The organism is Psychrobacter sp. UBA2514, from assembly GCF_002341255.1.
GTDB classification, from domain to species: Bacteria; Pseudomonadota; Gammaproteobacteria; order Pseudomonadales; family Moraxellaceae; genus Psychrobacter; species Psychrobacter pacificensis.
Genome location: NZ_DDNS01000016.1, coordinates 1 through 6,941 on the forward strand (window position 1 = coordinate 1; position 6,941 = coordinate 6,941).

At 44.9% G+C, this 6,941-nt stretch carries 5 protein-coding genes; all 5 read right to left on the bottom strand.

Annotation, left to right across the window (positions count from 1 at the left end; translation table 11 throughout):
- Nucleotides 1–61: 61 nt before the first annotated feature.
- Nucleotides 62–1,249, bottom strand: coding sequence for an ABC transporter permease (locus B3V51_RS05755; protein WP_071001324.1), 1,188 nt, complete (start codon nt 1,247–1,249; stop codon nt 62–64).
- Nucleotides 1,249–2,559, bottom strand: a complete 1,311-nt coding sequence (locus B3V51_RS05760; RefSeq protein WP_071001325.1) for an ABC transporter permease — start codon at nt 2,557–2,559, stop codon at nt 1,249–1,251. Before B3V51_RS05760 ends, B3V51_RS05755 begins: the two co-directional genes overlap by 1 nt.
- Before the next feature lie 3 nt (nt 2,560–2,562).
- Complete coding sequence (locus B3V51_RS05765; protein ID WP_071001327.1) at nt 2,563–3,762, bottom strand: HlyD family secretion protein; 1,200 nt, start codon at nt 3,760–3,762, stop codon at nt 2,563–2,565.
- A 48-nt stretch (nt 3,763–3,810) separates the two neighbouring features.
- Nucleotides 3,811–4,677 carry a YihY/virulence factor BrkB family protein gene (locus B3V51_RS05770; RefSeq protein ID WP_071001329.1) on the bottom strand — a complete coding sequence of 289 codons (867 nt, stop codon included), beginning with the start codon at nt 4,675–4,677 and terminating at the stop codon, nt 3,811–3,813.
- A 166-nt stretch (nt 4,678–4,843) separates the two neighbouring features.
- Entirely contained in the window at nt 4,844–6,511 is a 1,668-nt protein-coding gene (locus B3V51_RS05775; protein WP_071001330.1) for a TolC family protein, read from the bottom strand.
- Nucleotides 6,512–6,941 lie beyond the last annotated feature (430 nt).

Consider the following 6,941-nt stretch of genomic DNA (forward strand, 5'->3'; position numbering starts at 1 on the left):
CGCCTGCTAATATTAGCAGGCGCTTCTTTATGCTCATAGATTTAATTAACTTAAAGATTTATCAGTAGGCTTTTTTTTGCGGAATACGCTTGCGTAAAAATAGCAATAAAACAAAATAGAGCAACCACAAGCCTGCCAACGCATAAAACCCTATGGCGACTTGAGAGATACTTGCACCCATTTGGTTAAGCTGTACAGAGGTGTTGATCGCAGGGGTAGTTGGTACGATCCAGCGTATTACTTGCAAAACTTGGGGCAACTGGTCGGCTGGCCAAGGGTAGCCGCTTAAGAAGAATATCGGTAGGGAGATAAAGATTAAGATCTGCATACTGCGCTCACGCTGCCGGAACCATAGCCCAAGTACACAGCCGAGCGTTGCGACTGTCGGACAAAACAGTGCTAAAAACAATAGCGTTCCGAGCATATTTTGCCCACGTGGATAATGATGCAGCTCAAACGCCCAACCATAATAAAAACAGCCAATGATAAAGCTTAGCGTGCTCAGCGCTGTGATACGTCCGAGCCAACCGCGTACACTCGCAGCATGACGCCGCTGCTCATACCAAGTGCCAATCAGCATGGCGGTTGCCATCAATAGTGTCTGTTGTAAGATAATGACGGAGACGGCTGGTACGACGTAGGCACCGTAGCCTTCAGTTTGATTATAAAGTGGCATGATTTGTAGTGGTACTGCTTGAGCGCTCTGTGCTGCGGTGGGTGCATAAGCGCCTTTAGCGATATTTTTCTTTACCTTGATCCCCGCTGATACGGTACCAACTGCTTTAGAGAATCCCAGTTGGACGTTCTTATTTAAAATAAAGTAGCCGCCATTGCCGAGGACGCTAACATACGCTTGCTGTCCTGACATGACTTGTTCTTCAAGGCCGCTTGGAATCACCATATAGCCTGCAATTTGATCGGACCATATGGCTTCTTTGGCCGCTTGTTCATTGATAAAGTGCTCAGTATCTAGATATGGACTGGCACTTGCATAACGAGCGAGCGTGCGCGACAAGTTACTATTGTCATGATCAACAATACCCACTGGTACATGGTTGACCACTTCAGTTGAGTAGGGCCAAGGATAGAAAAACCCATAGATAATCGGGGCAATAATCAACATCAAAAGCACGCCTTTATCCCCAAAGACATCTTTTATAGTTTGAGAGAAGCTTGCCCAAAAAGTCTGCGCAGTTAAAGAAGTGGTGGCTTTAGCGTTGTTTTGCTTGGTATTTAAAGGTGATGACATCAGCGTGCTCCCCAGCGTTCAGGATGCGCCAATGCGCGTTTGGTCAATAGGGCTGTCAGTAGCATGGCGATGATAGTGGCAAGCGCCAGACCGTAGACAATAGGCACAGAGATAGCAATAGGCGCTTGCATTTGTAACTGGGCAATATGTAGCTTGAGGTAATGTGTCAGTGGCAATGCATTTGACCAGTATTGCGCGCTATCACTAATCGCAATATAAGGAAAGGTCACACCAGCAAAGGCATAAGAAGGCGCTGAAATAAAACCAGTGGTTGACAAACCCATACGCAGTGAAAAGGAGTTCAAAGTAAAAATAGCACCAAGCCAGAATGACAGTATCATCAAACACAATAGGCCGATATATACTGCGATGATTGACCCAATGCTTATATTTTGGTTCGACGTTACAAGCCACAATACCAAAGCCGACCATAAGCTATAGGCCAATATTGGCCAAAAATACTTACCCAATAGACCGGATAGCAATACTGATATACTCACCGAATTGGGCATTTTTGAGTCTGATGATGGTGCAGTGTTGTTGGTGCTATCTTGTGTGGTGTTTAACGCAGCTGCTTTTTTAGAGGATTTAACCAAAGCTAAGTCAGGTGTACCTGTACTGATAAAGCGATACCAGTGACCAATATTTTTATCGCGCAGCTCGCGACCAATGGTGGTTGCCCCGACGACCATCGCTAATATGTGTAGCAGGGCAGGTATGACGGTCGATGCCAAAAACTGCTGATAATCGGTTGCAGCATTGAACAAACTAATACGCTGGATACTGATAGGCGAGTAAGCAGTCATGGCTTGCGACGGCCCTACGCCTTGCTTTACCAATCGTTTGATCTCTACCCCTGCGGATAAGGTGCTAGCGACTGCTTGGACAGCCGTTTGAATAATGCCAGAGTGCGTACCGTACTGGGCGTTTACTTGTAGGATTAAAGGGGCAGGCTTGTTAGATAAAATGTTACGCGAAAAGTCTTCAGGAATGATGACAACCGCATAAATATCACGTTGCAAGATCGCAGCCTCTGCATCCGCTGGTGAATAATAAAGTTGTCTAACCGTAAGCGTAGGACTGGCTTCTAAGTAACGTACGGTAGTATTGGCAACAGCACTATTGTCTTGATCGATCACTCCAATGGGTAAGTCAGTAATCTGCGTTTGTGAAAATATCCACCAAATCAGCAGCACTGTGGCTAGTGGTATCCATACCACCATACTAAGGTCCCAATGGTTTTTGGCTAAAAAACGGCGCTCATAAGCGGCGCTACGTAAAAAAGCCTCACTTAACTTAGTCAAGTGCATGGCCTACTCTTGGTTCTGATTGATAGGATTAATATGCACAACCACACTCATTCCTGAGCGAATGCGAGTATCAGGCGTGGATGGTCGTGCTTTGACCTCAAAGGTACGCACATCAAAACCATCATCATTGTTGGTCGGTCGCCAAGTGGCAAAATCAGATAAGGTCGATGTCGCATAAACAGTAAACTGCTTGCTATAAGGCTTATCTGCTGATGATAATGCGGGAATAGTACCTGTAAATGTCTGACCGATAGCGAACTGGTTTAAATACGACTCAGTGACATTGAGCACTACCCATTGGTCATTGGTATCCACCAACGTCAGCAAAGGAACGCCTTGACCGATGACTTCTCCAGCACTAACGATGACATTGTCCACAACACCAGCGATAGGGCTCTTTAGATTGGCCTCTTCTTTTGCTGCCAGTGCTTCATCTAGCTGGGCATCAACTTGTGCGACTTGAGCGGTAGCCGCTGATTTGTCTTCACTGCGAGCACCTTCTAATGCCAAATCATATTGCAAACGTGCGGCTTCAGTTTGGTCTTGAGTGGCTAGGTATTGGGCATAAGCCTCATCGCGTTTTTGCCGTGCCATCAATCCTTCTTCATACAGACGATTGACACGCTGATAGGTGTTTTCTGCCAAATCAGACGCGGCTTTATTGGCTTGCCAAGCGGCTTTGGCTTGAGCGATCTCTTGCGGGCGTGCCCCGTTTTCTGCTTTGTCCAATTGACTTTGTGCGATTTGCTTACCAGCACGTGCTTGGTTGATCTTAGCGTTAATCTCAGGCGAATCCATCTCAATGAGTTGTTGACCCACCGTAACCGTATCACCTTCTGTCACCATAATGTTAGCAATGCGGCCTGCTACCTTTGCAGCGATAGAGGTTTGCTGCATTTGCATTTGCCCTTGGAGGGTAATGACTTCTGGTTCATTATGCTGATTGCTTTTATATAAACCGTATGCAATTGCGCCAAGAACACCTAATACAAACAGTACGAGCAATATCTTTTTCATACGAGCAGATTTATCAGCTTTTGCGTTGCCCCGACTATAAGCGGGTACAGATTGCTCTGGAACGTCAGACCCACTAGATACATTTTCTATTGGATCGACGGAGGCTTTTGTATCTTGAGAGGTCACTGACTCGTTTGAATCAACTGATTTATTTGAGTTGTCTGATTCGTTTGGAAATTCAGTCATGACGGTGTGATTCCTAAAGCAGCAAAGTTGAGAACAAAGGATTTATGATTAGTACACTCGAACAGCATAAGGTTTGGCATTGTCTATGGCTTCAGAATTAAAAATCGCACCAAAAGCGACGACAAAGGCTGAATAATATAGCCAAAGCATAATGACCACCGCCGCTGATAGCGCCCCAAATTCAGCACTATAGTTGTTGAAGTTTTGCACATAAATCGAAAACAGTACGGACAATATAATCCAAAGAATGGTCGCGAGCGTTGCTCCTGGAACCAGTTTTTTTAGTGCAACGGCATCGCGATTTGGCGCGAGACGATAAAGACTTAAAAAGCTTAAAAAGATAATACCCGCCAATACAGGCCATCTGGCCCACAGTGCAACCGTTTCAGCCACTTGAGGGAAGGGGAAGTAATTCGCTGCTACAGGGATAATAGCAATAGAAGACACCGCTATTATCAAGACGACTACTGCACCAAAGGTCAGGCTCACTGCTCGAACCGTGCCTTGTATAAAGCTGCGCTCTTGGGTGATATGAAAAGCGAGATTGACAAGGGCAATTAAAGATTTGATGCCTTTGGAACCAGCATAAAGGGCAAGTAAGGTCGATATGATCAGGCTAAATGTCAGCGTGGATTTGGTATTAGAGACCAACTCGCTCAGGCGCGAATTGAGGACTTCGTACACTGTATCAGGTATAAACGGACGCAAAATGGAGATATGCTCCTGCATCTCAACGGGTGAAAATACGAGACCATAAATCAGCACAAATACCGCCATTGCTGGAAAGATGGATAAAAAACCAAAAAATCCGACACTGGCGCAATGTGCCCAAACATTAGTGGTATTCGCAATAGGCCACGTTTGTAGCAAAGTTTGTAGCCAATTATTTATCGATTTGGACGTTGGTTTTTTCATAAAACAGTGATTCACTATAGTAATAGTATGGTTTATTGAGCGTTATTGTTTGATAGCGTCATGCTGATTTGGTATATATCTTCGCTCATTAGCCTTATAACACTTAAAAGTTGAAACGACGACATAGCGCTTATTCGTATACTTTATAAGCTTTCATATACAATCATCATTCAGTGTACAAAGTCGGCAGCTGGATATCAGCGGCATTAAGATAAGCGTTAAAAGCAAGCGGCGTACCGCAGCTTTGCATGAGTGCGGCCAATGACTGTACATAGTCGTTTGCTGCTTGCGCTTGCTCAGTACGTGCTTTGAGCGATTGCGTTTGTGCTTGTACCACATCGACTGTGGTATTCACGCCTTCTTGCAATCCTAAGCGGCGCAATCTTAACACTTCTGCAGCCAAATCAACGTTACTTTGTAGCGCTTGATAGCGTGATTGAGCATTATTAACATCGTGCCAGTTTTTTTCTACCAGCAGTAGCAGGTTGTCGCTGACTTCAATCTCAGAAAGATCTGCCTGACGTATTTGAGCATTGCTTGATGCCAATGACGCGGTTTTATCCAGTCCGCCCCATAGCTTCCAACTGGCAGAGATACCAGCGACCCAGCTTGGGTCTTTTTCGAGCTGACCATAACCATATAGCAAGACTGTCGGCTTGTAGCCAGTATCTGATAATGCATGCAACTGCTGAGCCTGCGCGCGTTTGGCGGCGACCTTTTGTAATCCTGGATGATTATTCAGTGCCAAATCCTGAAAATAGCTAACATCCGGTAGGGGACGGCTAGAGACAAATAATGGCGTCGTCGGCTTAATACGATAATCAGTACGTAGCAATCGCTGTAGCGCAATCATGGCTAAGCGCGCGTCGTTATTGGCATTGACGGATTCGCTTTTGGCATCGGCAAGCGCAGACTGTGCTTCTAGTCTATCGACGCGCGAAATAAAGCCTTCTTCAAACAAGCGTTCTGCCATATGATCCGTTTGCTGCAAGGTATCGTAAGCATCCTCACGTAAGTAAGCGGCAATGATCGCCAATTGGGCCTTAAAATACCGTTCAATTAACGTATTATAAAGCTCGTTTTTATCAAGGATGCTATCGGCGACTGCTTCTTGTGTGCGTGCATCTGAGGCGCCAGTCAATGCGTCCGTACGTCCAGCTGTATAAATAGGCCAGACCACACCAAGACCTGCGCCCGTCGTCGATCCTGAGCGCTTAATATTATAAGAGTCTGGAATTCGCTCACCGACCAACTCCCCAAAGTTTGGTAAATCTGGCAGGTCTGCAATCGGAGGAACCGCGTTATCGACGGTATTATTTACTCCGTTGACGATACCGTTTCTAAGAGACGATAGATCTATATCCTCATCAAGATGGTAAGCACTGGCAGAGACGCGCGCAAATACGAGGGGGTTGTCGATGGTTCTGAGGGCCTCAGTTTGGTATTCGCTGGCAGCGATGGCTGCTTGATTGGCCGCTATTTTGGGCGAGACTTGAACCAAAAGCTTTTGCGCTTGTTCTAGGCTTAAAAAGCTAGAGACTTCTAATGGATAGCTATTATCCACGGCTTTGTGTGTGATTGGATCGATAAGGGTGTTTAATGCACTGTGCTCAGCATGAGTCTCTGCTAATGTATGACTAGGTGCCATTGCTGTCTGAGCTGTCTGATTATTAATCTGACCATCGGCATCCACAATTTTTGTCACAGTCACCGGTGTCATGTCATCTGATGATTCTATATTATCTGAGCCCGTGCTCGCATAAGTCACTATAGGGCCGCTCATGAGTGCAACTGTCATCATAGCAGTCGGTAGCGCTGATAAAGTGAATTTCATAAGTCACATAAGCCATTAATTAGAATGTAAGGTATTATAAAATAACGGACAGCATTAATAGATTTTATCGCTCAGAATATAAAGCGGTCATACTATTATAAACGATTTGCTAGTAAGCGAATAAATGATGCTGAAATAAAGTATTTGTACTGAAATATCAGAATGCTTTTTAATAAAGTGCGTGCTAATACGAAAGCGCTAAAAATGTATCATTCAAAACAAGGCGTACACTGTATAGCCACAATGGTGACGGGTCAATGCTCAGTATTCTGCTACTCTCTATTGTGTCATCCCTAGCGGTATGATAGAGGTTTGAGCTGTTTTTTAAATATTCGTTTATAAGTAACATCATAGCGAATAAGACGTCTTAGAGTTAACCAATTTAAATTAACGTGCTGTTATTTTTATCATTAGGGCGTGTTGAACATTC

Excerpts from the sequence above, each read along its gene's own strand:
- B3V51_RS05760 (WP_071001325.1), bottom strand. The coding sequence starts at position 2,559 with ATGCACTTGACTAAGTTAAGTGAGGCTTTTTTACGTAGCGCCGCTTAT.
- B3V51_RS05775 (WP_071001330.1), bottom strand. The coding sequence starts at position 6,511 with ATGAAATTCACTTTATCAGCGCTACCGACTGCTATGATGACAGTTGCA.
- B3V51_RS05755 (WP_071001324.1), bottom strand. The coding sequence starts at position 1,249 with ATGTCATCACCTTTAAATACCAAGCAAAACAACGCTAAAGCCACCACT.
- B3V51_RS05765 (WP_071001327.1), bottom strand. The coding sequence starts at position 3,762 with ATGACTGAATTTCCAAACGAATCAGACAACTCAAATAAATCAGTTGAT.
- B3V51_RS05770 (WP_071001329.1), bottom strand. The coding sequence starts at position 4,677 with ATGAAAAAACCAACGTCCAAATCGATAAATAATTGGCTACAAACTTTG.